The sequence below is a fragment of the Micromonospora sp. I033 genome (genome assembly GCF_053890995.1).
In genome coordinates, this window is the sequence record NZ_JBSSLX010000010.1 from 17,972 (window position 1) to 39,908 (window position 21,937).

Annotated in this window: 19 protein-coding genes and 1 pseudogene; 13 read left to right on the forward strand and 7 right to left on the reverse strand. The window is 69.7% G+C overall.

What is annotated here, in order from left to right; translation table 11 throughout:
* Positions 1-32: 32 nt before the first annotated feature.
* Positions 33-728 (forward strand): helix-turn-helix transcriptional regulator, encoded by a 696-nt coding sequence (locus tag ACW0Q9_RS03300; RefSeq protein WP_456178358.1) that lies wholly within the window; start codon positions 33-35, stop codon positions 726-728.
* Positions 729-1,019: 291 nt separating this feature from the next.
* On the opposite strand, the gene ACW0Q9_RS03305 is transcribed toward ACW0Q9_RS03300, so the two are convergent.
* Positions 1,020-1,457: a PPC domain-containing DNA-binding protein gene (locus tag ACW0Q9_RS03305; RefSeq protein WP_456178359.1), complete on the reverse strand. Its 438-nt coding sequence runs from the start codon at positions 1,455-1,457 to the stop codon at positions 1,020-1,022.
* A 376-nt stretch (positions 1,458-1,833) separates the two neighbouring features.
* Here ACW0Q9_RS03305 and ACW0Q9_RS03310 point away from each other — a divergent pair, with 376 nt between their 5' ends.
* From ACW0Q9_RS03310 to ACW0Q9_RS03320, 3 genes are all read left to right on the forward strand, one after another.
* Positions 1,834-3,126 carry an MFS transporter gene (locus tag ACW0Q9_RS03310; protein ID WP_456178360.1) on the forward strand — a complete coding sequence of 431 codons (1,293 nt, stop codon included), beginning with the start codon at positions 1,834-1,836 and terminating at the stop codon, positions 3,124-3,126.
* Between the two features lie 112 nt (positions 3,127-3,238).
* Positions 3,239-3,757, forward strand: a complete 519-nt coding sequence (locus ACW0Q9_RS03315) for an RNA polymerase sigma factor (protein ID WP_456178361.1) — start codon at positions 3,239-3,241, stop codon at positions 3,755-3,757.
* On the forward strand, positions 3,754-4,218 hold the full coding sequence (locus tag ACW0Q9_RS03320; RefSeq protein ID WP_456178362.1) for a hypothetical protein: 465 nt from the start codon (positions 3,754-3,756) through the stop codon (positions 4,216-4,218). The genes ACW0Q9_RS03315 and ACW0Q9_RS03320 overlap by 4 nt, the downstream gene beginning before the upstream one ends.
* 424 nt (positions 4,219-4,642) lie before the next feature.
* On the opposite strand, the gene ACW0Q9_RS03325 is transcribed toward ACW0Q9_RS03320, so the two are convergent.
* Positions 4,643-5,383: a hypothetical protein gene (locus tag ACW0Q9_RS03325; protein ID WP_456178363.1), complete on the reverse strand. Its 741-nt coding sequence runs from the start codon at positions 5,381-5,383 to the stop codon at positions 4,643-4,645.
* Between the two features lie 56 nt (positions 5,384-5,439).
* On the reverse strand, positions 5,440-5,583 hold the full coding sequence (locus tag ACW0Q9_RS03330; protein WP_456178393.1) for a hypothetical protein: 144 nt from the start codon (positions 5,581-5,583) through the stop codon (positions 5,440-5,442).
* A gap of 120 nt (positions 5,584-5,703) precedes the next feature.
* On the opposite strand from ACW0Q9_RS03330, the pseudogene ACW0Q9_RS03335 reads away from it, so the two are divergent.
* The 4 genes and pseudogenes from ACW0Q9_RS03335 to ACW0Q9_RS03350 all read left to right on the forward strand — a co-directional run.
* Positions 5,704-6,753 (forward strand): annotated as a pseudogene (locus ACW0Q9_RS03335) (IS1634 family transposase); the annotation flags it as partial.
* 518 nt (positions 6,754-7,271) lie between these two features.
* Positions 7,272-8,339 carry an FUSC family protein gene (locus tag ACW0Q9_RS03340; protein WP_456178364.1) on the forward strand — a complete coding sequence of 356 codons (1,068 nt, stop codon included), beginning with the start codon at positions 7,272-7,274 and terminating at the stop codon, positions 8,337-8,339.
* On the forward strand, positions 8,336-8,686 hold the full coding sequence (locus ACW0Q9_RS03345) for a cation transporter dimerization domain-containing protein (protein WP_456178365.1): 351 nt from the start codon (positions 8,336-8,338) through the stop codon (positions 8,684-8,686). The genes ACW0Q9_RS03340 and ACW0Q9_RS03345 overlap by 4 nt, the downstream gene beginning before the upstream one ends.
* A gap of 235 nt (positions 8,687-8,921) precedes the next feature.
* Positions 8,922-10,082 carry an alkaline phosphatase PhoX gene (locus tag ACW0Q9_RS03350; protein WP_456178366.1) on the forward strand — a complete coding sequence of 387 codons (1,161 nt, stop codon included), beginning with the start codon at positions 8,922-8,924 and terminating at the stop codon, positions 10,080-10,082.
* A gap of 114 nt (positions 10,083-10,196) precedes the next feature.
* Here ACW0Q9_RS03350 and ACW0Q9_RS03355 read toward each other — a convergent pair whose 3' ends face one another.
* Positions 10,197-11,216, reverse strand: coding sequence for an aldo/keto reductase (locus ACW0Q9_RS03355; RefSeq protein ID WP_456178367.1), 1,020 nt, complete (start codon positions 11,214-11,216; stop codon positions 10,197-10,199).
* Positions 11,217-11,371: 155 nt separating this feature from the next.
* Between ACW0Q9_RS03355 and ACW0Q9_RS03360 the strand changes: the two genes are divergently transcribed.
* Positions 11,372-11,950 (forward strand): TetR/AcrR family transcriptional regulator, encoded by a 579-nt coding sequence (locus ACW0Q9_RS03360; RefSeq protein WP_456178391.1) that lies wholly within the window; start codon positions 11,372-11,374, stop codon positions 11,948-11,950.
* Between the two features lie 614 nt (positions 11,951-12,564).
* On the opposite strand, the gene ACW0Q9_RS03365 is transcribed toward ACW0Q9_RS03360, so the two are convergent.
* On the reverse strand, positions 12,565-13,305 hold the full coding sequence (locus tag ACW0Q9_RS03365) for a class I SAM-dependent DNA methyltransferase (RefSeq protein ID WP_456178368.1): 741 nt from the start codon (positions 13,303-13,305) through the stop codon (positions 12,565-12,567).
* Positions 13,306-13,878: 573 nt separating this feature from the next.
* On the opposite strand from ACW0Q9_RS03365, the gene ACW0Q9_RS03370 reads away from it, so the two are divergent.
* Together ACW0Q9_RS03370 and ACW0Q9_RS03375 are read left to right on the forward strand one after the other, a co-directional pair.
* Positions 13,879-14,085 carry a hypothetical protein gene (locus tag ACW0Q9_RS03370; protein ID WP_456178369.1) on the forward strand — a complete coding sequence of 69 codons (207 nt, stop codon included), beginning with the start codon at positions 13,879-13,881 and terminating at the stop codon, positions 14,083-14,085.
* Between the two features lie 184 nt (positions 14,086-14,269).
* Positions 14,270-14,401: a hypothetical protein gene (locus ACW0Q9_RS03375; protein ID WP_260428364.1), complete on the forward strand. Its 132-nt coding sequence runs from the start codon at positions 14,270-14,272 to the stop codon at positions 14,399-14,401.
* Between the two features lie 1,024 nt (positions 14,402-15,425).
* On the opposite strand, the gene ACW0Q9_RS03380 is transcribed toward ACW0Q9_RS03375, so the two are convergent.
* Together ACW0Q9_RS03380 and ACW0Q9_RS03385 are read right to left on the reverse strand one after the other, a co-directional pair.
* Complete coding sequence (locus ACW0Q9_RS03380) at positions 15,426-17,111, reverse strand: ABC transporter ATP-binding protein (protein ID WP_456178370.1); 1,686 nt, start codon at positions 17,109-17,111, stop codon at positions 15,426-15,428.
* Positions 17,112-17,152: 41 nt separating this feature from the next.
* A complete protein-coding gene (locus ACW0Q9_RS03385) occupies positions 17,153-18,976 on the reverse strand; it encodes an ABC transporter ATP-binding protein (protein ID WP_456178371.1) in 1,824 nt (607 codons plus the stop codon).
* Between the two features lie 737 nt (positions 18,977-19,713).
* On the opposite strand from ACW0Q9_RS03385, the gene ACW0Q9_RS03390 reads away from it, so the two are divergent.
* A complete protein-coding gene (locus tag ACW0Q9_RS03390) occupies positions 19,714-21,147 on the forward strand; it encodes a rhamnulokinase (protein WP_456178372.1) in 1,434 nt (477 codons plus the stop codon).
* A gap of 2 nt (positions 21,148-21,149) precedes the next feature.
* Positions 21,150-21,923 carry a (Fe-S)-binding protein gene (locus ACW0Q9_RS03395; RefSeq protein WP_456178373.1) on the forward strand — a complete coding sequence of 258 codons (774 nt, stop codon included), beginning with the start codon at positions 21,150-21,152 and terminating at the stop codon, positions 21,921-21,923.
* The last annotated feature ends 14 nt before the right edge of the window (positions 21,924-21,937 follow it).

The following is a 21,937-nucleotide window of genomic DNA, read 5'->3' on the forward strand; positions in this document are numbered from 1 at the left end:
AGCGATGTCACCGGTATGTCACTATTTATTGGATGAACCGCACCGACCGTCTCTACGCCTTGCGTGAGGAACTGCGGCGCGCGGGGCCTGCGGGGCGCTCTGCGGAACGACTCGCCGAGGTCTTCGAGGTCAGCGTCCGCACAATCAAACGAGACATTTCGGCTCTGCAACATGGCGGCTTCCCGGTCTGGGCTCGACCCGGCCCCGGTGGTGGCTACGTCGTTGACGCCGCCGCGACGCTCCCGCCGGTGAACTTCACCGACGCTGAGGTCTCCGGCCTCGCCGCCGCCGTGGCCGCCCACCGCGGACAGCCCTTCGAAAGCCACGCCCGCGCCGCCCTCGTCAAGGTGCTCAGCGTGATGGACACCCGCGCACGAGAAAACGCCACCGCGTTGAACGGTCGTGTCTGGATCGATCACACCGACACGCCCGGCGATGCCCGGACTCGACGCGCGATCGAGCAAGCACTCCACGCACAACGCGTCCTCGTCGTGGAGTACCGCGACCGGCGCGGCGCGCCCACCACCCGGCAACTCGATCCCGTGCTCCTGGCCCGCACTCGTGGCCACTGGTACCTCGTCGGGCACTGTCACACGCGTCAAGCGATCCGCTGGCTCCGCCTCGACCGCGTCACCGCCGCACACCTGACAACCCAGCCGGCCGCTCGTATCCCCATCGAAGCCGTTGGCGCACCGCCCACCACCGCCGAAGCCATCGCTGAACTGTGACGCCACGCGCCATCGCCGACCAGTCCGCTACCGCAGTCGAACGACACGAGGACTTCGGCGAGCCCTGGACCGTCCGACGCTGGACAGCATCCTGTCGCTGTCCATCGGCCACCTCGGATATCACGACGGCGCTCTCTGGTACGCCGCCGGGGAGGCCAACACGGGCGCAACCTCGTAGGTGGGCGCGGGCAAGTTCCGCAACCCGCGTGCGGCCAACCCCGACCTCGCGACCGTCCAGAGCAAGGACACGGACCGTCTTCGTAAACCGGCTGCGGCGGAGTGACCCAGCCTTCAGCGGGCTGGAGAAATCAGGGCCAAGCCGGTGTCCGGATCCACCCGCTTCGCCAGCTCCGGCGCCACCTCGGAGATGATGACCTCGAGCGTCGGCCACACCCGACCACGTAGCAGGTGCCCGCCGACCGTACTGCCGTCGGCCCGTCCCAGCACCGTATGCACATGCAGTGCGGGCTCGCCGTCCTGCTCGGCAACGTCGCCGAGCAGGGAGAGCACCTCGACCTGCTCCGCGACCGGGATACGGCGGTAGTCATGGGCGTTCCGGTCGAACCAGCCGACCTCGGCCTCGGCGAACCCGCCGACCGCGGACACCCGGGCGGCGACCAGCCCCTGCTCCCGCAGCGCGGCGCCGATGGTGGTCACCGCCTCCTCCTCCTTGTCACAGACCACCACCAGGACCCGCCCGGTCTGGTGGCGCACCTCCCGCAGTATCATTCCGATCTCCCCGTGCGGATCAATCCTGGTCGACCGCCACGCCGACGGCGGGCGTGGCGAGCCCGGCCGGCGCGCCTTCCTCCGAAGCGTAGGCAGCGGGCAGCTTCGGGGTGGCGGTAATCCAGAGCACCCGAACCTGTGTCAAGGTCCGCTTGACGTGGCGGGCCGGGCGGCGGCCGGCTCCCCGCCGGGCGGGTCGACGGCAAGCGGGATGGCGAGGCGGTTTTCCGCTGCCCTTCAGGGCAGTCCGGAGCGCTTGAGGATGTCGATGGCGTCTCGGAGATCGCCGCCCCGGTCGGAGAGCTCGCCTGGTGTGGTCGAGGCCACCGGACTCCACTGACACAGCCTGTCAGGAAAGTTGTCGGAGGCTGTGCACATGGCCACCACCACCCCGCCCACGCAGATGCCTGGGGCCCCGACCGCATCGACCGATTCTCGCGTGCCGCCAGCCGAAGCCTTGGCTACGCCACCGACGGAGGGTCGAGCCGAGCGACTGCTCCTGCCGGCTACCTTTGTCACGAGCCTGGGCAACGGCATCCAGCTCGTCGCCTCCGCGATCCTGGTCTTCACGACCGCGGGCAGCGCACTGTCGGTGGGGTGGCTGTTCATCGCGGCGTCCGTGCCACCGGCGCTGCTGTCGCTGGTGTTCGGGCGCATCGCCGACCGTTACGACCGGCGGACGCTCTGCCTGATCGCGGATATGGCCAGCGCCCTGGCAGCATTGGTGCTGCCGGTCTGGCTGCTGCTGGCCGGGGCAACCACACCTGTGGCGTACCTGGTCAGCTTCGCGCTCGCCGCGCTGGCCGCGATGTTCATGCCAGCAAGCAACGCCCTGGTGAAGGAGCGGATTGCTCCAGGTCGCCTCGTACGGTTCAGCGCGCACTACGAGATCGCCTTGCAAGCCGGAAGTCTTCTCTCCGCAGCGGTAGGCGGATTCGCCATCCACCTGTTCGGGCCCACGCCGCTGTTCCTCTTCAACGGCGGCACCTTCCTCGTCTCGGCCCTGGCCATGTATCTGATCGGCCGGGGCCCTGCCCACGCCGAGCTTGGCCAGCCGGCGGCCATCGGCAACGGCACGCCGACCGGCCGCACCGGCGCACCGCTGCTGCGCCTCGGCCTTCTCTACGCCACCTGCACGGTGATGACCATGGTCGGCAACACCGTCTTGATCGTCTTGGTGTACCAAGGCTTCCACCAGGGCGCGGGTATCTACGGGCTGGTGGACGCACTGGCCGGGGTCGGGTTCGTCGCCGCCGCCGCCCTCTACCCCCGACTTCCCGCCAGGTTCGGCCACCTTCGCATCGCCGTCATCGGCATCGTCGGCTGCGCGGTCATCGTGGCCGTGGAGCCGCTGCACCTGTCCGTTCTTCTGGCGGGCATCCCCATCGCCGGCGGTCTGGTCGGACTGGCTCGGGTAGCAACCCGGAGCCTGCTGCTGGCCAGCGTGCCCGAACGTAGGGCCGGCCAGGTCTTCGGCGCCACCAACGCAGCCGGCCTCGGCCTGAGTGCCCTGATCACCGTGCTGGTCGCCGCCGTTGCCGATCACACGAACATCGCCAACGCGTTCTATTCACTTGCGGGCATCACCGCCGTTATCACCGCTATCACCGCCGTGACCCTACGCAAGTCAAGTGCTTCATACGGCGTCCTACAACCCGGCCCCTCGTGACGCGCTGCGGCGCCCGGTCGGTGGCAGATCCCGGATGTCGGGGCCTACGATCACCAGTTCGGAAATGAACCTGCTGGGCCCGCGCGCCGACTGAATAGGCGAAGGAGGGCCGATGAGCGGTGAGTTGCTGGTGGTCCGCTGTCAGTTGGGTGAACGGGAGGCCTTCGCCGAGCTGGTCCAGGGTTGGCATCCGGCGGTCGAGCGGTACGTCAGGCGGATGCTCGGCGGGTCCGACGACGACGTGGTGCAGGAGATCTGGCTGGCGGTCTTCAAGGGGCTGCCGGGGCTGCGGCGGCCGGACCGCTTCACCCCGTGGCTGTTCGCCATCGCCCGCCGGGCAGTGATGAACCGGCTGCGGGATGCGTACACGTGCCCGGAACCCGAGCCGATCGACGACATGCCGGGGGACGACGAGGCGGAAGGTGTCGTCAACCGGGAGACCCTCGCCGGCGCGCTGGCGGCACTTCCCGCGCGGGAGCGGGAGGTGCTCTTGCTGTTCTATCTCGAGGATCTGCCGCTGGATGCATGCGCGCAGGTCTGCGCCGTACCCGTCGGCACTGTCAAGTCGCGGCTCAACCGGGCACGCAAGTTGTTACGCCACGAGCTGGTACGGAAGGGGTATGAAGCATGACTCCGGAAGAGGTGCTGGCGCGGCTCGACGCGCGGTTGTCGCTGCGCAGGCGGGCCGGCTATCTGATCCTGGCCTTCGCCGGGCTCACCGGGAGCGCCCTGCTCAGCCTGCTCTGGGCGACCGAGCCCAACTTGCCGGCGCGCACGAAGGTGGCCTTCGCGGTCTTGGTGGCGATTGGTCTGTGCTGGGCGGCGTTCAGCGGCTGGGCTGTGACCCGACGGACGCCGCTGTTCGCCCGGGACCGGGTGATCGCCGGCTGGCTCGGCGTCGGCGCCTGGCTGGCATTCACCGTTGGCGCGTTGATCATCACCCTTCTGCGGCACAAGCTCGAGCCGTCGCTGCTGGGCATTGTGCTCACGCTGGGGGTACTGGCCGCCGCGAACCTGCGGGCGGCCCGCCGGGCGAAGGCGGCGCTGGTGCGCCGCAGGACCGAGCTGGCCGGGGGCAACGACGTGCAGTGAGTGAGTGTCTCCCGGATCCTAGCGACCGTTCTGGGTTACGAGCCCGACCAACGAACAGTGAAGACAGGTACCTTGCGCGACGCTCATGGGCCCGTTCGCCACTGTGCGGACCTCTCCCGTTCGCCGTTGCGGCGCGTCCTTCCGCCGGTACGCGAGTGCACCGGGCCGGGTCAATGTGTGCGCCAGTTACCGACGGAGGTAGACGGGAGCTCGGTCATGCCCGTCCATGACGTGTCCGTGATGGAGTTCCCGGCATCGGATGGGCCCGGTTGACAGCCCCAGGCCCTGGGCCTGAGTTGGCTCACGGTGCCGCGCTCGTGAGGCCCGCGTCGCGTTCACCTGCGGTGATGCCTGCAGGTGGGGCTGCTTTCACGCACTAACCGAATGAGTCAACTGGGTCTGACCGGCCAGCCGTCTGGCGGCCTCAGAGCCGCAGCAGCCCCGCGGCGAGCGACTCACGCAATCCGGCGGGCGGCTCTTGGTAGCCCTCGTCCCACAGCGCACCGGGAAAGCCGCCGGCCGCGAACGCAGTGTTGAGATCGTCGACGAACCAGATCGCGGGCCCCACCTTCCCGTCGATTCCGGGGCCGGGCAGGTCGATGCCGTAGGGCGCGTCGCCGCTGATGTTCGCCTTGTGGAGCTCGTCGGGCGCGTAGTCGAGCTGGAACGGGATGCCGGCGTCCCGGCGCGCGGTGTCCCTGAGGTACGCGGCGTGCTCGGCCTCGTAGTAGGAGCGCGAGCCGCCCCGCTCGGCCCACTCGAATTGCACCACCAACGGGTCCGCGAGCACGCTGGCCGGCCAACCCGGCAATTCCCCGACGAGCCACACATCGCCCACCTGCCGGATCCACGCGCTGATCGTCATCGGGAACGGCGCGAACGTCACCTCCAGCCAGTCGGCCAGCGCGGGCGCGCCCGGCGACGGGGGAACGTGGGCGCGACACGGCGTCCCCTCGTCGTCGTTCTCCTTCGCACGGAAGCCCCGCGCCTGCAGCCGCTCAACGAGCGTCTCGACGTTCCTGCGGGCACGGTCGGCGAACTCGCGCGCCACCGCCTCGGCGTCCTCGCGGTATGGGGCGTCGAAGACCCGTAGGCCAAGACCGCGCAGGTCGCGCCATACGTCGTCGGGATCACCGGACACATACCGCGCGTGGAAGCTCGCCATGGCCAGCATCCTTGCAGGGAGCCACCAGCGTCGGCGGCGAGGTCTCGGTTGCCGACTCAGCTGGCGATCCGCAACGTCATCAAGCAGCCGCGGCCGCTGCGCTCGGCGACCATCGCGATCAATGGCACGACACAGACCTTCGCCCTGCCATCCCCGCCGAGAAACAGGCCATCCTCGAGGATCCACGCCCGCAAAGTCACGCACTAACCCGACTTGGCTGGGGGTGTATGCCACGGGAGGCAAGGCTTCCGCGGCCGGTGGGAAGACCGAGGGTGTGCCGGTCGAGGGCGACGCCGACCTTCGATCCGGCCGGTGGCCCATGGCGGGCCCGGCTGGCCCGCGCCTGCGCCGCGCACGTCAGCTTGGGGCCGGCGACGTTGCTGCTCTACGACGTCACAACGCTGTACTTCGAGACCGACGAGGGTGACGGGTTCCGCGAGCCCGGGTTCTCCAAGGAACGCCGGCTGGAGCCGCAGATCACCGTCGGGCTGCTCACCGACGGGTCGGGGTTCCCGTTGATGGTGCACGCGTTCGAGGCAACCGGGCCGAGACCACCACCATGATGCTGCCGGTCCTACGGGCCTTCCTGAACGCGCACCACCTGTCGAATGTCACGGTCGTGGCCGACGCGGGGATGATGTCGGAGGCGAACAAACGCGCGATCGAAGCCGCCGGGTTGTCGTTCATCCTCGGTGCCCGCGTCCCCGACGTGCCCTACGTCGTCACAGAGTTCCGCAACGCCCACCCCGATGCCGAGATCCCAGACGGGCGCGTGTTCGTCCGACCCTGGCCCGCCGGCCCCGGCGACAACCGCCGCGACCACAACTTCTACTACCAGTACCGGGCTGACCGGGCCCGCCGCACGCTGCGCGGAATCGACCAGCAGATCACCAAGGCCGAAAACGCGGTCGCAGGCCGGACAGCGGTCAAGCGGAACCGGTACGTGGGCCTGACCGGCGCGGTCAAGAGCGTGAACCGGGCCATGGAGGTCAAGAACCGGGCCCTGGCCGGGATCAAGGGCTACGTCACCAGCCTGCCCAACCCCGACCCCGAGCAGGTCATCGGCGCCTACAAGCCGACTGTTGCAGGTCGAGAAGTCCTTCCGAATGTCCAAGACCGACCTGGCCGCCCGGCCGATCTACCACCACACCCGCGAATCGATCGAAGCGCACCTGACCATCGTGTTCGCCGCCCTGGCCGTGTCCCGCTGGATCGAGAACACCACCGGCTGGAGCATCAAACGGTTCGTCACCACCGCCCGCCGCTACCGGACGATCACGATCCAGGCCGGCGACCACAGCATCACCGCCGCCGACCCCCTACCCGACGAACTCCGCGCCGCACTCGACGTCATCCACGGCACACACTAAATGAGCCAAGTCGGGTCAATGTGTGCGCCAGTTACCGACGGAGGTAGACGGGAGCTCGGTCGTCCATGACGTGTCCGTGATGGAGTTCCCGGCATCGGATGGGCCCGGTTGACAGCCCCAGGCTCTGGGTAGCACCGAAAACGCGCAGCCCGAGTTGGGTTCGGTTCGTGTCGATCTGGCACACGAACCGAATCCCGACGACATCGCCAGTCGGTTGGCTCTCGCTACCGGGACGCCAGTCGCAGATCACCGTTGATGACGACCATGGATGTCCGGTTGCCGTCGCCCCGCCGCGCACTCGACGGCGCGCTGCTCGAGATCATCTTGCCGTCGACCGGCGTAGTCGAGTCATGACGTGGTACGAGTGCTCGGTGGGTTCTCGTGGTCGCCGTCTGCTGGGCCTCGGCCCGTCCCGGCGTGACCGCCACAGCACACACGTCGAGGTGGTCGCGGCCAAGCTTCGGCGACGAGGAGCCGGGGCGGCTCGCCTACGGCTCCGGCAGTTGGAGGCCGCTTCGGTGATCTCGGTGCAGTCGGGCCTTGCCGCCGCGCTCGCCTGGCTGATCGGACACGACGTGCTGGGCAACCCGGCACCCGTCTTCGCGCCGTCCGCCGCGGTCGGCACGATCGTCGCCGCGCTCGGCCAGCGCGCCCACCGCACGATCGAACTGCTGCTCGGGGTAGGCCTCGGCATCGCCACCACCGATTTCCTGCTGAGTGTGCTCGGCACCGGTCTCTGGCAGACCGGACTCGTGGTCGGCGGCGCCATCCTCACGACCATCCTGCTGTTCGGACGCAGCGGAGCGGCCGTCGGACAGGCCGGCGGCACGGCCGTGCTGTTGGCCACCCTGGCGCCGGCACAGAAGGACCTCGAGTGGCCGCGGATCGTAGAGGCCACCGTCGGTGGAGTGGTGGGCCTCCTGGTCGTCGCGCTGCTGCTGCCGCTAAACCCGATGCGGATCCTCGACCGTGACGCCGCTCCGATCTTCGCCGGTCTCGCGCACGAGCTCAGGGAGGTGGCCGCATCGCTGACTCACCGCGACCGGGAACGGGCCGTACGCGCCCTGACCGCACTCCGCAGTATGGGGCCGGACCTGGATCGATTGCACCAGGCACTCAGCGGCGCCGAGGAAGTGGTCAGCCTGGCGCCGGCGCGATGGCTGCGCAGGAAGGACGTGGAGCGCTTCGCGCGAGCCACCCAACTCCTGGAACGCGTCATCGAGCACAGCCGCGGCGTCGCCCGCCGATCAGCGATGGCGCTGCAGTACCGGGAGCCGATTCCGCCCGAACTGGCGACCAGTGTCGGACGCCTCGCCGATGCGGTCGAGCTGCTGCGCAAGGAACATCGCGCCGGACGTCCTACCGAGAAGACCCGCCTCGCGGTGTGCGGCGCCGTGTACGCGGCCGGCCGAGCCCGCAAGCTCGGCGTGGATGAGTTCGGGGAGGCAGTGATCACCCAGCTACGCACCGCCGCGAGCGACCTCCTTCGCGCCACCGGATGCGACGCCACCTCGGCGAACGACCAGGTGCGGCAGGCGGCACAACGCGGCGCAGAATCGGTCCAGGCACGAGACGAGCCAGGATGATCTACCTGCGCAGATCATCCGATCACGGCGATGCGGGCGAGCTAATCCGAGAGCAGCGGAGAGGATCGGAGGCCATTCGATCGGCCCTCCGCGCCGTCGACGGCGTGCAGGACGTCGCCGCGGTGCGACTCCGCTGGATCGGTCACCGCCTGCCCGCCGAAGCCGAACTGGTCGTGAACGCGAACCTCAGCCTCGTCGCCGCGCACAAGATCGCCACTGACGCCGAGCATCAGCTCGCCCACGCCGTGTCCCGGCTGACCAGCGCCACCGTTCACACCGACCCCGACAGCCACCCGGGCGGCCACCACACCGACCTGTTCCACCAGCGTCGCCAAGCCCCTCGCTGAGTTGACCGTCGCGGCGGGCTCGAAGGCGTGGTCAGCAAGCGGCTGGCCGGCCGGTACGAGCCTCGCCCCCGGGTAACCGTTTCGACTGCGCCAGGGTCACACCTGCCACCATGCATGGGACGAGATGGTCGTCGATACGACGTTGCACACCGAGGCGTCCATCGACGTTCATCCAACCGATCGAAGTGCGTAAGCTCTGCACGGTCAGATCTGAGGAACCTACCGAGGAGGTTCCATGGATCGTCGAGCAATGTTGCGGGCCACGGTTGTCGGTGCGGGCGCGGTCGCCCTGCCGTTCACGGCGTGGTCGGCGGCGTACGGAGCCCCGGCGCAGAACGCAGCGGGGCCCTACGGTGGGCTTCAGCCCGCCGACGCCAACGGCATCCAGTTGCCGGCCGGCTTCACCAGCTCGATCGTCGCGCGATCCCGCCGGACGGTGCCGGGGACGTCGTACACCTGGCACGACGCCCCGGACGGCGGCGCCGTGTTCCCGAACGGCACCGGCTGGATCTACGTGTCGAACTCCGAGGTGGCAGCCAATGCGGGCGGCGGTGCCTCACGTCTCGTCTTCAACTCCAGCGGCGCCGTGGTCGGGGCGTCGCGGATCCTCTCCGGCACCAACAACAACTGCGCCGGCGGCAAGACGCCGTGGAACACCTGGCTCTCCTGCGAGGAAGTATCCCTGGGCCGGGTCTTCGAGACATACCCGCTCGGCGGGACGTCCGTGGTACGTCCCGCGATGGGCCGGTTCAAGCACGAGGCGGCCGCGGCTGACCCGGTCCGCCGGGTCATCTACCTGACCGAGGACGAGACCGACGGCAAGTTCTACCGCTTCGTGCCGACCACCTGGGGCGACCTGTCCGCAGGAACCCTTCAGGTCTTCCGCGCCGGTACAGCCACCTCCGGCACGTTCACCTGGGCCACGGTGCCCGACCCGGACGGCTCGCCCACCCCGACCCGGCAGCAGGTGTCCGGCGCGAAGACGTTCAACGGTGGCGAGGGCTGCCACTACGCGGACGACACCGTCTGGTTCACCACCAAGGGAGACAACCGCGTGTGGCAGGTCAACCTGGCCGCCGGCACATACGAGCTCGCCTACGACGACAACCTGGTCAGCCCTGGCACCGCCCCGCTGACCGGGGTCGACAACATCACCGGGTCCACGGCCGGTGACCTGTACGTCGCCGAGGACGGCGGGAACATGGAAATCTGCATGATCACGCCGGACGACAAGATCTCCGTCTTCCTGCGGATCACCGGACAGAGCGGTTCGGAGATCACGGGGCCGGCGTTCACCCCGGCCGGGGACCGGCTGTACTTCTCGTCGCAACGCGGCACGACCGGCTCGTCCTCGGGCGGCATCACCTACTGCGTCACCGGGCCGTTCCGCCGATGACCGGCTGCCGGCCGCGCTGACCGACACGGGGCCGCCCGGCGGCGGGGCGGCCCCGGTCGGCTATCGGCGCGGTGGTGATGTCGTCGGCCGACGGGCCACGGGCATGTCGAGTGATCAGCGGCGGCGCAGCGCCCGGTCAAGCAGAGCGGGCGGGGTGTCGTGCTTCTCGTGGGCGGCCAGGTCGACGCCGGGAGCCACGATCGCGTCGATCGCGTCCAGCACGTCGGGGGAGAGCACGGTGTCCGCGGCGGCGATCTGCGAGCGGAGGTGATCCGTCGTACGCGGACCGATGATCGCGCTGGTGACGCCCGGGTGCGCGGTGACGAATCCGAGCGCGAGCTGGATCATGCTGAGCCCGGCCCCGTCGGCAACCACGGCGAGCTGCTCGACGGCCTCGAGTTTGGCCCGGTTGGCGGGAATGCTGACGTCGTAGCGCTGCCGCATGAAGGCCGAGCGGTTCGTGGTGATCTCCTGTCCGGCACGGATGGCGCCGGACAGCCAGCCCGAGGCCAGCGGGCTCCAGGCGAGCACCCCCATGCCGTACTCCTGCGTCACGGGCAGCACGTGGGTCTCGATGCCCCGCTGCAGGATCGAGTAGCTCGGCTGCTCCGTCACGTAACGGCTCAGGCGCCCCTCCCGGGCCGCCCACTGGGCCTGGACGATGCGGTGGGCCGGAAAGGTCGAGGACCCGAAATAGCGGATCTTTCCCGCACGCTGCAGGTCCGTCAGCGCCGACAGCGTCTCCTCGTCGCTGGTCGTCGGGTCCCACCGGTGCATCTGGTAGAGGTCGACGTGGTCGACGCCGAGGCGGCGCAGGCTGTTGTCCAGCGCGGTGACCAGCCAGCGTCGCGAGCCACCCCGATGATTGCGTTCGTCGCCCATCGGCAGGGTCGCCTTGGTGGCCAGCACGACATCGTCCCGGCGGCCGGCGATGGCCTTGCCGACCATCTCCTCGGACTCGCCGCCGCTGTAGACGTCGGCGGTGTCGATGAGGTTGATCCCCGCGTCGAGCGCCGCGTGGACGATGGTGGTGGCGTCCTCCTGGGTGGTGTTACCGATCCTGCCGAAGTTCATCGCGCCGAGTACGAGGGTGCTGACCTGCACACCCGTGCGGCCCAAGGTGCGGTACTGCATGACTGGTCCTCCTGGGGACGTGCGGCGGCGCATCGTTTGGTGGTGGCTCGCCCGGCCGCTACGCTGAGCAAGCGGAACGCCGTTCCGATAAAGAACATACGGAACATCGTTCCGGATTCCAAGTGGTGTGATGGGGGTAACTGGCCTTGGCCGAGATCGACAGCGGCGCGGAGCGACCGGTGCCGCGCAAGCGGGCCGACGCCCGGCGCAACGAGAAGGCCCTGCTGGACGCCGCCTCCGCGGCGTTCGTCGCCTCCGGCGTCGACGTGCCCGTGCGCGACATCGCCGCCAGGGCGGGCGTCGGCGTGGGCACCATCTACCGCCACTTCCCGACCCGAGCCGACCTCATCGTCGCCGTCTACCGGCACCAGATCGAGGCGTGTGCCGAGGCGGGGCCGGCCCTGCTGGCCGACAGCAGCACCCCGCACACCGCCCTCGAGCAGTGGATCAACCTGTTCGTCGACTTCCTGACCACCAAGCACGGCCTCGCTGCCGCGCTGCAGTCCGACGCCGCCGCCTTCCAGACCCTGCACGCCTACTTCCTCGACCGCCTGGTCCCGGTGTGCGACCAACTGCTCGACGCCGCCGTCGCGGCGGGCGAGATCCGCCCCGACCTCGGCGCCTACGGACTGCTGCGCGGCGTCGGCAATCTCTGCGTCGGCGCGGGTAACGACCCCCGATACGACGCGCGCCGCCTGGTCCAGGTCCTCATCGCCGGGCTGCGTCTCCACTGAGGGCAGGTCCCAGTTCCGCGACAGGTAGCGTCCCTGTCACGAGTGAGGACACGTTCCGCTCGGTGCAGATCGAGCGCACCAGTGTGGGCAACTACGTGGTACGGAACGTTCGCGGCGGATCGATGTCGATGGGCACGGGTGAGGACGGCAGCTCAAGTGGAGCTGCTTCTGGCCGCCATCGGCGGCTGCACTGCTCTGCCGGGTGGCAAGCAGCGATGGAACCAGAACTTGCAGGCGCCGACCGGTCGGCGTCTAGGCGAGAGAGGTAAGTAATCACCACTATGTGACCCGCCGCGCCTCTCCAGCGCCAGTACCCGGCGGCGGAGTGCCGCAGTCCTGCTCCCGCCACTGGCCGGCGGTGTCGGCGCGCAGCAGGCGATCAACCATCTCCATGGCCTGTGGCTCCGAGTCGAACTCCCAGCGCAGCACCTTTCGCCTCCTGGGTGGTTGGGCAGGGCCATCCCGCCAGCCGACGACCCGGGCGAGCCGAGCAGACCACCGCCCGGCCCGCCAGCGTCCGTACGTCCGTCAAGGTCTGCTTGACGTGGCGGACCGGGCGGCGGCCCGCTCCCCAGGCGGTCGGGTCGGCGGCAGACGGGACGGCGGCTCGTCCGCTAGTCGATGGGCTTCTCCCAGACCGATACGTGCTGTCGGCTTTCGTGGGTAAACGGCTTTCGATTCCAACCGTCCCAGCGATCGCGAAGGCGCAGTCCGGCGAGTTGTGCCATCAGATCCAGTTCGGACGGCCACACGTAACGGAAGGGAATCGAGCGACACGACCCAACCCCGTTCACGACGCGAACGTAGTTGGAGGTGGTGCTCTGGGTGGCGACGTCGTAGACGTCATACGCCCAGCCGGTAGGGCTGACCGTGTAGGGCACGATGTTCTGGCCGTAGGGGAGCCGCCGCAGCTCGGGGACCAGGACCTCAATGATGAAGCAGCCACCCGGCTCCAGGTGATCGGCGACGTTGCGGAAGCAGGCCACCTGGGCTTCCTGGGTGGTCAGGTTCATGATCGTGTTGAAGACCAGAAAGGCCAGCGAAAACGTCCCGTCGACCTTCGTCGTGGCGAAGTCGCCGATCGTAACGTCAATCGCGTCGCCACCCGGCTTGGCACGCATCTGGTCGACCATCGCGCGGGATAGCTCGATGCCGTGTACGGACACGCCCCTGCCGGCGAGCGGCAGCGCGATGCGACCCGTCCCGATGCCCAGTTCCAGTACGCGGCCCCCGCCGGCGATGTCGGCCAGTACGTGGACCGTCTCCTCGACGACGGCGGGATCGAACATCTCCGACGTCGGGTCGTCATATCTGGCCGCCACGTCCTTACCGAAGTATCCATCCGCGTCATGCATCCCCGGACCGTACGGTGACACCCCCCGTGGGTGCCCCCGATTTTCCGACCGATGGCTCGCCTCGCTGAAGCGTCGCCGTGCCCGATGGGTGCCCGATGCAGCGGTCAACACCGGCCCACAGCGGCACCCCGGCAGCCGCAAGCTGAACGCTCCGTGCTCACTCGCCAGGCAGCGCGGCTACCCACTGTGTCGATCAACCCGATTCCCAAGCTGACGTCCTCAACGAGGATGATGACGTGCCGCTTGACGATGAGAGATACCTCGAAGCACACGTCGACTTCGGCAACCTGGTGGGCTACTTCGTTCGGTTGGACGTCGACCTGCCGCCGGAGACTCTGACGCGTAGCCTTCCTGGTCCAGGCGATGATGGACCTCAGGGATGGTTGGCGTTGTCCCCGGAGCGAGCGGAGGTGTTGGCGCTCAGCTCATCGAGCGTGCTCAAGGCGCGCGTGACGCCCAGGCGCGTTTGTACCAGAGCAAACAGCATTGAGCTGAGCGACTGACTGGGTGACGACGGCGAGGTACAGGCTCAGACGTTGATTGAGCGACGAGCGCTGGCAGGATGGTGGCGTGATGACTGAGCCCATCACCGCAGGCCGGGCGGAGTTGGTCGACGATCTGGAGGGGTTGCCCGGTAGCTCTGGCGGCTGTCTCCTTGCCCTGACGTTGGATGCTCCAGTCTGCCTCTTCGCCGGCGACGTCTGGTGGGTTAAGGATGAGGTGCTGTACGTCCAGCGCGGGGACCGGGATCCTCAAGCGCGCTCCTACGGCCCGGTTTGACGCGCGCCTCGGTAGGGAAGTTTCGCGGACACCTCAATAAAGGAGGCTGTATGGAGACGTCCGCTAGCGCCGGGCGCAGTTGCCGGCAGCCGACACGTCCATGCGCGGCGGCGCGTGTTGCAGCGCCAACCGCGAGGGGGCGAGCCTAATGGCTCGCGTCGGTCGCTACGGGATCCCAGGGTTCGTGTGGTTCCTGATCTGGCTCGTCGTCTGCATCTTGATCGTCATTCTGTTGGCTCTGCTCATTCACCACTTCGGAGGCGCCTCGCTATCACTCAAGCTCGGCCACTTCTACCTGAACATCGGGGTCACCTGACCCGCCAGATCGTCGACACTCCGGCGCCGGTATCGCACCAGTAGTGTTAGCCGTCACCTTCGGTGACGGCTAACACTGTTTGGAAGCGAGCAAGGTGGAGTGCCAGCCCGGTGCGCGAGCGCTTGTCGAGAGGCCGGATAGCCCATCGTTGCGGGAACACGCTGGGCTCTCGCGGGGCGAGTACCGCGAGACACGCGAGCTGCTGGACCAGGCGGTCGACGAGTTGGGCTTGCCAGAGCTGCCAGACGACGACCAAGCCATCTGGGAGGTGGTGGTCTCGTATGCGCGACGTTTGGTGTCCGGGGTCGTCGCACCGGTAAATGGCGCATGCCGTCGCCGCCTATGCCAGTTCTCTGGGGTTCCCGGAGCCCCTTACTGGTGGGGCAGCCCCAGAGACACCGAGCGGTGGGCCACGCCGGCGTCGGCGGCCAGATGTCCTGGGGCGATGAAGGGCCCTGCCGTCGCCGGCTCCTTGCAGAATCCGGGCTGCGGTCCTGACGCCGATGCCGGGCATCGGCCTCAGGACCGCAGCGAGAGGATGCGCATCAAGCATCCTCTTCACCTCGGAGGGCAGGGTCACGCTGAAGCACGTCACGCAGGCTGTTGGCCAGCCTCGGCAGCATCATCTCGGCTTCGGCGTGTCCGGGAACCGTGACAGTCTGCTCGTCCAGGGCGCCCAATGAGGCGATTGGCCACGCGCGGTCCGTTCTTGCCCGCGATCGCACCAGTTTGCGGCCGGCCGGTCTCGCAGAGGTCGGCCGCCCCAGCGCGACAGCCTGTGGCAGAGGGCCGACAAACCGGACACCGGGGAACGCGCAACCTTCGTCCAGAAGTCTGCGTGCTAGCCGCGGACGGTCCGCATCTAGTCCGCAAAAGGTCCACCGAAGGTAGGGAGCGGTGAGATGTCAGAAGGCATTTTCGCTGCTAAGCCACCAGTGCCCAGGTCGGCGGGTCGTCCAACTTGATCTCGTAATGCGTAGGTCACACCACGGCGAGCCGGCCCTGGCGTTGCTGCACGAACCTCTCAGCTGTGCCACGAGCGCCAGAGGGATGCGTAGGCCCCGTCGGCCCGGACGAGTTCGTCGTGGTTGCCGAGTTCGGTGATCCGGCCGTCCTCCATCACCGCGACCCGGTCGGCGTCGTGCGCGGTGTTGAGCCGGTGCGCGATCGCGATGACGGTCCGGCCGGTGAGCACGGCCGCCAGCGCGCGCTCGGTACGCCGGGCGGTCGTCGGATCGAGCGCGGCTGTCGCCTCGTCGAGGATCAGTGTGTGGGGGTCGGCGAGCACTAGCCGGGCCAGCGCGAGCTGCTGCGCATCGGCCGCCCCGAGTTGCCTGGCCCCGTCGCCGAGTTCCGTGTCGAGGCCGTTGGGCAGCTCGGCGTACCAGTCGGCGCCGACCGCGACCAGCGCGGCTTGCATCTGTTCGTCGGACGCGTCCGGCGCGGCGAAGGCGAGGTTGTCGCGCACAGAGCCGATGAAGACGTGGTGTTCCTGGGTGACCAGGGCGATCCGGCGGCGGCGCTCGGCGGGATCCAGGTCGGTGACCGGGCAGCCGCCGATGCTGACCGCGCCGTGTCGCGGTGCGTCGATTCCGGCCAGCAGCCGGGCCAGGGTGGACTTTCCGGCGCCCGACGGGCCGACGACGGCCAGCCGCTCACCGGGCCGTACCTCCAGGTCGATGCCGTGCAGGACGTCATGGCCGTCGGTGTACGAGAATCGAACGCCGCGCACGACGAGCCGTTCCCCTGGTGGCGCGGAGGCCTTGCCTGGCGGCTCCGGTGGCACCTGGCCGACGCCGAGCACGCGGGCGAATGACGCGAAGCCGCGCTGCGCCTGTTCGGTCCACTGCAGGATCCGGTCCAACGGCTCGATCGCCTGCTGGAGATAGAGCGCGGCGGCGACCACTTCACCGAGCGACACCATCCCCTTGGACAGCAAGAATCCGCCGACCAGCAGCACTGCGGCGATCGGCAACGGATAGCTGGCCTCCACCACCGTGTAGAACACGGTCCGCAACGCGAGGGTCGCCCGGCGGCTGGCCCACACCCGGCCGATGCGCTCGGTGCCATGGACGATCCGCTCGTCGGTGAGGCGCAGCGCCTCCACGGTGCGGGCGCCCTCGGCGGTGGTGGTCAGCGTCTCGGTCAGCTCCGCGGTGGCGGCGCCCTCGGCGAGGTAGGCGGAGCTGGCCCGCCGCAGGTACCAGCGGCTCGCCGCCCAGATCGGCGGCAGCCCGGCCAGCGCTACCAGGCCGAGCATCGGGTGCAGCAGGAAGATCGCCCCGAACAGCAGCGTCAGCTGCGCTGACGCGATGACGATGGTGGGCACGACGTCGCGGACCGTCGTCCCGACGGTTGACACGTCGACGGAGCTGCGGGTGGCGAGGTCCCCGGAGCCGGCCCGCTCCACGACGGAGACGGGCAGGCCGAGCGTCTTGCGGATGAACTCCTCGCGCAGCCGGGCAACCGCCCGCTCCCCGAACCGGTGACCGGCGTACTGGGCGTACCGGGAGAGCAGTGCCTGCACCAGAACGCATCCGCCGATCGCCATCGCCAAGCGGTCCACGGTGGCGACGCCCGCGCCGGCGGCAACCTGGTCGACGATCCTGCCGAGCAGCCACGGCGCGGCGAGTCCGGCGATCGCGGCGGCACCATGCAACAGCAGCACGACCAGGACCGCGCGCCGGTCCCGGCCGACGAGGTCCAGCATCTCCCGTCGGACGGCTGCACGGTCCGCCACTGGTAGCCGGCTCACCGCAACGCCCCCTGGGGCCCGGTGAAGTCTTCAAAGTCGAGGTCGTCGCTGCCCCGGGCGACCAACTGCCGGTAGCCTCGGTCCTGTTCGAGCAGTTCCGCGTGCGTGCCGGTGGCGACGATCCGACCCTCGCTCAGATGCGCGACCGTGTCGGCGTACCCGAGCAGCAACGGTGACGTAGCGAGCACGATGGTGGTCCGCCCGGCCCGCGCGACGCGCAGCCGCTCGGCGATCCGCGCCTCCGTGTGCGCGTCCACCGCCGACGTCGGGTCGATGAGGATCAGCACCTCAGGTTCGGCGAGCAGCGCCCGAGCCAGCCGTACCCGTTGGCGCTGGCCGCCGGAGAGTGTGCGGGCCCGGGTGTCGATCGGGGTGCCGAGCCCGTCCGGCAGCGCGTCGGCGATGTCCTCTGCCGACGCGACACGCAGGGCCGCCCTGATCCGGTGGTCAGCGCCTCCCGCCTGGGCGAAGGTGTCACCCTTCCCTGCCCGGGTGCGGCTGTCGCCGTTCCTCGCCGGGCCGTCGGCGCTCGACCCCCGGCCGCGCAGGATATCCCGTAGGGTCCCGGCGAAGAGGTAGGAGTCGTGGTCGGCGACCAGGATCCGGGCGCGTACCTCATCGAGTGCGATCCCGGTCAGCGGCACGCCGCCCCAGGTCACGTCGCTGACGACGTAGCGTCCAAGCCGGTCGGCCAAGGCGATGGCCTCGGCCGGGTCGTCGGCGGCCACGCCGGTCACCCGACCATCGCGCACGGTCAGTCCGCAAGCGGGGTCGTGCAGGTCTGCGGGCCGTACCGGTGCGGACCTGGCTAGCGGCCGGCGGGCACCGGGTACGTTCCCCGGCCCGTCCACGTCCTGCACGGTCAGGCCACCGACGCGGTCCGGGGTCAGGTTGAGCAGGGCGATGATGCGACCGGCGGCGACCCGGCCCCGGATCACCCCGTAGCTTCCCTCAAGCAGGAACCAAACCGGCACGATGAGCGTCGCCACGTATCCGTAGACGGCGACCATCTGCCCGACCGTGATGTCGCCAGCGACCGCCATCCGAGCAGCGAGCCACACCACGGCCGCGAGGAACAGCCCCGGTATGGCGACCGTCAACGCGTCAATCCAGCTGTAGACGGCACCGACCCGATAGCCCTCGGCAAGCAGGTCCTGGGAGCGGGCGGCGTACCGGCGCGCGAACAAGCCGCGGCCGCCGACCCCGGCCAGCACCCGCAGCCCGGCCACGATGTCGCCGGCCCGGGTGGTGAGGATGCCCTGCTGGTGCCGGTAGACGGACTCCGCCCGCTCGAGGCGGCGCAGCAACGGTCCGATGAACAGCGCGATCGCCGGCACGCCCAGCAGCACGCACAGCGCCAGCAACGGGGAAACCGACCACAGCACGACAGCGATGACCGCGTACGCGATCAGCGCGCCGACGCCCGGGCCAGTCATGGTCAGCACCTGCGACGTGTAGCCGATGTCGGAGCCGCCGACGGTGGCAACCTCCCCCGCCGCGAGCCGGCGCGGCAGCACCGCGCCGATCCGGGACAACTGGCGCAGCAGGACCGCCGCGGAGCGGGCTGTGGCGTCCTCTCGGACAAAGGTCATCGTGCGGTGCCGCATGATGCCCAGGTACGACAGCCCCACCCCCGCGACGACGATTGCGGCGACCCATAGCAACAGGGCTCGGGTGTCGTGCGCGCGCAGTCCGTCGTCGACGGCGCGGGAGACGAGGTACGGCCGAACCGACAGCCCGATCATCCACGCCGTGCCGACCACGGTGCCGCGCAGCACCCGCCAGGGTTGGCAGCGAACCAGCCACCAGACGTACCGCATCGGCCCCCTCGTGTCCGGCACACCGGGATCGGGATGCGGAATCTGTGGGGGCACCCGCCAAAACTACCGAGTTGCCTGCGGACGTACTCACCCATATCCCCGGTTCGCTCGTGCGTCCCGGCGCGAGCCGCACTGTTGCTGAGGGTGCCGTTGGCCAGGAACCACAAGCGCTCCTCGCAGCTTCGCGGGTTGCCGTCGGACCGTTCGCGGTCCCGGGCCGCCCCCGTGCCCCATCGCCTCGTGGTACGCAACTCTTCCCAACATTCAGCTGACGGCTACCGCATCACTCGCCCCATGCGGAACCCTCAGCCTCGGGGTGGCCGGCGGCCGCCCGCGGTTCGCCCGCAGCCCGCTCCCAGGACCTGCGCTGCCACGTCCTGGGGCGACGGCGCGGGCCGCACTCATCGTCATTCCGTGGCCCCCCGCGCCTCACCCGGCGCCGACCGGCGGCGGGGGAGTGCCACCGTCCTGCGCCCGTCACTGACCGGCGCTGTCGGCGCGCAGCAGACGATCAACCATCTGCAAGGCCTCCGGCTCCGATTCGAACTCCCAGCGCAGTACCGGTGCGCTGCGCGTCCTCGGCAACGGCGTTGTCCCCGCCCAAGCAGCGGCCGCCCTGCGCCTCCTGTTGTGCCGCCGCCACTAACCGTGCGCCGGCGGATACGGGCCGTGTGCGACCGGCTCGGCGTGAACGCGCCGATCCAGGCCGTGGTGTGGGCGGTCCGACGGGGGATGCTGTGAACACCGTCGTCAACCTTGCCGCCGTCGATCTGGGCGCCTCCAGCGGCCGGGTCATGGTCGGACGCGTCGGCGCGGGAAGGCTGGACCTCACGGAGGCGCACCGGTTCGCCAACGAGCCGGTGCGCGCCGGGGACACCCTGCACTGGGACATCCTCCGCCTGTGGCGGGGTGTGCTCGACGGCCTACGCGCCGCCGGCCCCGTGGCCAGCATCGGCATCGACTCATGGGCCGTCGACTACGGGCTGGTCGACGCCTCCGGCGCCCTGCTCGGCAATCCGGTGCACTACCGGGACGCCCGCACCGACGGGGTCGCCGAGCGGGTCGCGAAACAGCTGGGCGAGGAGCGGCTCTACACGACCACGGGCCTGCAGCAGCTGCCGTTCAACACGCTCTACCAGCTCGTCGCGGCCGCCGGCACGCCGCAGCTCGACATCGCCCACCGGCTGCTGCTGATCCCGGACCTCATCGCGTACTGGCTCACCGGCCAGCTCGGCGCCGAGGTCACCAACGCCTCGACGACCCAGCTGTACGACCTGAGGCGGCGGGCCTGGGCCACCGGCCTGATGGCCGACGCGGGCATCCGCAGCGAGCTGTTCCCGCCGCTGCGCGAGCCGGGCACCCGGATCGGCCCGGTCCGGCCCGACCTGGCCCTGCCTGGCTCGCCGCAGGTGGTGGCCGTCGGCTCGCACGACACGGCATCGGCGGTCGTGGGCGTACCGGCGGCGGGACATCACTTCGCCTACATCTCGTGCGGAACCTGGTCTCTCGTAGGCGTCGAACTCGACGCCCCGGTACTCAGCGAGGCGAGCCGCCGGGCCAACTTCACCAACGAGTCCGGCGTCGACGGCACGGTCCGCTACCTGCGCAACGTGATGGGCCTGTGGCTGTTGCAGGAATCCCTGCGCGCCTGGGGCGCCGGCGACCTGACCGACCTGCTGCGGCGGGCTGCCCGTGAACCGGCCTTCCGCTCCGTCGTGGACCCGGACGACCCGGCGTTCCTGCCGCCCGGCGACATGCCCACGCGTATCGCCGACGCCTGCCGGCGCGCCGGCGAGACGGTGCCCGCAGACCCGGCGGCAACCGTCCGCTGCATCATGGACAGCCTCGCGCTGGCGCACCGGCGGGCCGTCCGACAGGCCCAGCAACTCTCCGGCCGGCACGTCGACGCCGTGCACATCGTCGGCGGCGGCGCCCGCAACGAACTGCTGTGCCAGCTCACCGCCGACGCCTGCGGACTGCCGGTGCTCGCCGGTCCCGTCGAGGCCACCGCGCTGGGCAACATCCTGGTACAGGCCCGCGCCGCCGGTGTGATCAACGGGGACCTGGCTGCCCTACGGACCGTTCTGCGCGAGACTGAGCACATCGTGAGGTACGAGCCGCGCGGTGACGAGGTGGCCTGGCGGGCCGCCGAGAAACGGATGGGTGGTTGAAGATGCGCGTCGCGCTGTTCGTCACCTGCCTTGCCGACACCCTCTTTCCCGAGGCGGCGAAGGCAACCGTACGGCTGCTGGAGCGGCTCGGCCACGAGGTGGTGTTCCCCGCCGACCAGACCTGCTGCGGGCAGATGCACGTGAACACCGGCTACCCGGACGAGGCGGTGCGGCTGGTCCGCCGGCACGTGCGCGTCTTCGCCCCGTACGACGTGGTGGTGGCCCCGTCCGGCTCATGCGTCGGGTCGGTGCGGCACCAGCACGCGATGGTGGCCCGCCGGGTCGGGGACGAACGGCTGGCCAGCCGGGCCGAAGAGGTGGGCCGGCGCACGTACGAGCTGTCCGAGCTGCTGGTGGACGTGCTCGGGGTGACCGACGTCGGCGCGTACTTCCCGCACCGGGTGACCTACCACCCAACGTGTCACTCGCTGCGCATGCTCCGGGTGGGGGACAAACCGCTGCGGCTACTACGCGCGGTGCGGGGGCTGGATCTGGTGGAGTTGCCGGAAGCGGAGCAGTGCTGCGGCTTCGGCGGCACGTTCGCGGTGAAGAACGCGGACACCTCGACCGCGATGTTGGCGGACAAGATGCGTCACGTGCTGTCGACGCGGGCGGACGTGTGCACGGCGGGGGACGCATCGTGCCTCATGCACATCGGTGGCGGGCTGTCGCGGCTGCGTGCCGGGGTGCGGACGGTGCACCTGGCGGAGATTCTGGCCAGCACCGAGGACGAGGACCGGGCGGGGGAGCAGGCCCGGTGGGAGGTGCGGTCGTGACGCGAACATTCCTG